This is a genomic window from Ferrovibrio terrae, assembly GCF_943371255.1.
Taxonomy (GTDB): Bacteria; Pseudomonadota; Alphaproteobacteria; order Ferrovibrionales; family Ferrovibrionaceae; genus Ferrovibrio; species Ferrovibrio terrae_B.
This window is the reverse complement of record NZ_CALRUC010000201.1, coordinates 1-3,673: the sequence shown is the minus strand read 5'-3', so window position 1 is coordinate 3,673 and position 3,673 is coordinate 1. Positions and strand designations below refer to the sequence as shown.

Genomic DNA, 3,673 nt, shown 5'->3' with positions numbered 1-3,673 from the left:
GCCTTGATCTGGTTGCCCCGCGTGGCCGCCAGGCTGAGCGAGATCAGCGGAATTTCCAGCTCGCGCAGCATGCGGTCATACAGGCCCGGCGGCGGCAGGTCGTCGCCCTGGGCGGAAAAATACTTGGTCAGGTGGCGCTCGATGCTGCCGGTCAGCGTCTCTTCCTCGCTGGGCTCGGCATTGCGCGGCGCCTGCGGCGGCTCGGCCAGTTCGTTCTCGATCACCTCTATGCCGATGACGTCCTCGGCATAGAGCGCGGCCAACCGGCGGACCAGGTTTTCCAGCTCGCGCACGTTGCCCGGCCAGCGATAGCGACGGATACGCTCCATCGCCTCGGCCGACACGGTCTTGGTCGGCAGGCCCTGGGCGGTGGACTGGTTGAGGAAATGCCGCACCAGATCGGCAATATCCTCGCTGCGCTCGCGCAGCGGCGGCAGGCGCAGCGGCACGACATTCAGGCGATAGAACAGATCCTCGCGGAACAGGCCCTGGTTCACGGCCTGACGCAAATCGCGGTTGGTGGCGGCGACGATGCGCACATCGGTGCGGATCGGCGTGCGGCCGCCCACGGTGGTGTATTCGCCCTGCTGCAGGACGCGCAAAAGACGCGTCTGGGCTTCGATCGGCATGTCGCCGATTTCGTCGAGAAACAGCGTGCCGCCCTCGGCCTGTTCGAAGCGGCCGGCGTAACGGTTGGCGGCGCCGGTGAAGGCGCCCTTCTCATGGCCGAACAGCTCGCTCTCGATCAGCTCGCGCGGGATCGCCGCCATGTTGATGGCCACGAACGGGCCGTTGCGGCGCTTGCCGTAATCATGCAGCGCGCGCGCCACCAGCTCCTTGCCGGTGCCGCTCTCGCCATAGATCAGCACGGTGAGGTCGGTGCCCATCAGGCGCGCCATCACACGATAGATTTCCTGCATCGCCGGCGAGCGGCCGATCAGCGGCAGCTTTTCCTCGTCGGCATCGGCGGCGGCGGCTTCCGACGGCTGCGCCTTCGGCTGGTTCATCGCGCGTTCAACCACGCGCAGCAGCTCCTTCAGATCGAAGGGCTTGGGCAGATAGTCATAGGCGCCGCGTTCGGCGGCCTTCACGGCGGTCAGCAGCGTCTTCTGCGCGCTCATCACGATGATCGGCAGTTCCGGCCGGATCCGCTTGATGCGCGGCAGCAGGTCGAGGCCATTCTCGTCCGGCATCACCACATCGGTGATGATCAGCTCGCCCTCGCCTTCAGACGCCCAGCGCCACAGGGTGGCGGCATTGCCGGTGGAGCGCACCTGATAGCCGACCCGGCCGAGCGCCTGATCCAGCACCGTGCGGATCGAGCGGTCGTCGTCGGCGACGAGAATGGTGCCCTTGTTACTCATTCCTGGAACTCTCCGGATTCATCCGCTGTCGGGCTGTGAACCGGCAGGCGGGCACTGAAAACTGTACGGCGGGGACGGCTGTCACATTCAATAACGCCGCCGTGATCGCCAATGATCTTGGCAACCAATGCAAGACCGAGGCCAGAACCGCTGACTTTGGTCGAAACGAACGGATCGAACAGATATTGGCGAATATCCTCGGATACACCCGGGCCATTGTCCTGAACCGACACTTCCAGTGGCAGATGCAACCGGTCACGCGAGCCGCGCACGGCCAGACGCACGCCATGGCGGTAGGCGGTGGTCAGGATGATCTCGCCACCGGGATCGTCGCCCACAGCCTCTGCCGCATTCTTCACCAGATTCAGGAAGACCTGGACCAGCTGGTCGCGGCTGCCATTCACCGGCGGCAGCGACGGGTCGTAGCGTTCGACAAAGCGGATATGCTTGGCAAAGCCGGCCTGCGCCACCTTGCGCACATGTTCCAGCACCTGATGGATATTCACCGGGCCGCGCTCGATACGCTTGTCAGTGAAGACTTCCATGCTGTCGACCAGTGCGCAGATGCGGTCGGTCTCATCGCAGATCAGGCGGGTCAGTTCGCGGTCGGCCTGGTTGCAATTGGCTTCCAGCAGCTGGGCTGCGCCGCGAATGCCGCTGAGCGGATTCTTCACTTCATGCGCCAGCACGGCGGCCATGCCGGTGACCGAGCGCGCCGCGCCGCGATGGGTCAGCGCGCGGTCGATCTTGGCAGCCATGGTGCGCTCGTCAAAGCGCACGATCACATGATCCTGCGCTTCCGGCACCGGCGAAATCTGCACATCGACCAGACGCTCGCCCAGGCGCGGCGAGCCGAGATCGACATCGTATTCCGCCACGCTGCAGCGCTCGCGGAACACCTGGGCAAACAGCTGCAGCACCGGGCTGCCAAACGGCACCAGGTCGCGCAGATTCTGCCGGCACAGCACGGCCGCGCCGCTGTCGAAGAACTGTTCGGCGGCAGGATTCACATAGCTGATGTCGCCCTGACGGCCGACCACCAGGATCGGATTGGGAATGGCGCCCAGTACCTGGGCGGCATCGATGCTGCGGCTTTCGTAGCTCTCAACCGACTGCATCAGGCGGCCATCCGATCCAGCTGCGGCGCATAGAAATCGCGAATGGTGCTGCGCACCTGCTGCGGTTCATCGATCTGCATGATGCGGGTGCGGAACTCGGCCGAGCCCGGCAGGCCCTTGGAATACCAGGCCACATGCTTGCGGCCGATCTTCAGGCCGGTCGACACACCGTAATGTTCCAGCATGGCGTCGTAATGCTCCAGCACGGTGGCTTCCTGCTCGGCCAGCGACGGATCGGGCAGCCGCGCGCCGGTCTTGAGGAATTCGATCACCTGGCGCAGGAACCATGGCCGGCCATAGGCACCGCGACCGATCATCACGCCATCGGCGCCCGACTGGTCCAGCGCATCCCTGGCGGCGTCCAGTGTGGTGATATCGCCGTTGACGATCACCGGCAGCTTGGTTGCCTCTTTCACCTTGCGCACGAAACTCCAATCGGCATGGCCGTTATACAGCTGGCAGCGCGTGCGACCGTGCACGGTGAGCATCTGGATGCCCTCGCCTTCGGCGATGCGCGCGAGTTCCGGCGCATTGCGGTTGGCATCGTCCCAGCCGGTGCGCATCTTCAACGTCACCGGCAGCTTCACGGCCTTCACGGTGGCAGTCAGCAGCGTCTTGGCATGGGCCAGGTCGCGCATCAGCGCCGAACCGGCATGGCCGTTCACCACCTTCTTCACCGGGCAGCCCATGTTGATGTCGATGATGGCGGCGCCGCTGTCTTCATTCAGCTTGGCAGCCTCGGCCATCACGCTGCCTTCGCAACCGGCGAGCTGCACCGACATGGGGAATTCTTCGGGCACGTTCTGCGCCATCTTCAGCGTCTGCCGCGAGGCGCGCACCATCGCTTCGGAGGCGATCATTTCAGACACGACGAGGCCAGCACCGCTGCGCTTGACGAGGCGACGGAACGGCAAATCCGAGACCCCCGACATGGGGGCCAGGATGACCGGATCTGCGATGGCGACGGGACCGACGTTTATGCTCATTTTTTACACAATTCCCTGGGATGCCCAGATGTTGGTCACGATAAAGGCTTTCGTACTGCGCTGCAACATCCTTCCGCTTCCGGAGCAAGCCGGGCAGGCCTTTGCCTCCCCGGACCGGCTCGGGTAGGTTGCCCCACATGACAACCGCCGCGCTGATTGTTGCGGCCGGCCGCGGAACCCGCGCCGGCGGAGAAAAACCCAAGCA

At 64.6% G+C, this 3,673-nt stretch carries 3 protein-coding genes; all 3 read right to left on the bottom strand.

Translation table 11 applies throughout. From position 1 onward, the window contains the following. A partial coding sequence (gene ntrC, locus AAG799_RS22735; protein WP_341899404.1) for a nitrogen regulation protein NR(I) occupies positions 1 to 1,364 on the bottom strand: 1,364 nt, incomplete at its 3' end. Beyond that, positions 1,361 to 2,482 (bottom strand): ATP-binding protein, encoded by a 1,122-nt coding sequence (locus AAG799_RS22730; RefSeq protein WP_341899403.1) that lies wholly within the window; start codon positions 2,480 to 2,482, stop codon positions 1,361 to 1,363. The genes AAG799_RS22730 and ntrC, both read right to left, overlap by 4 nt. Next, positions 2,482 to 3,468, bottom strand: coding sequence for a tRNA dihydrouridine synthase DusB (dusB, locus tag AAG799_RS22725; protein WP_341899402.1), 987 nt, complete (start codon positions 3,466 to 3,468; stop codon positions 2,482 to 2,484). The genes AAG799_RS22730 and dusB overlap by 1 nt, the downstream gene beginning before the upstream one ends. Positions 3,469 to 3,673: the final 205 nt, after the last annotated feature.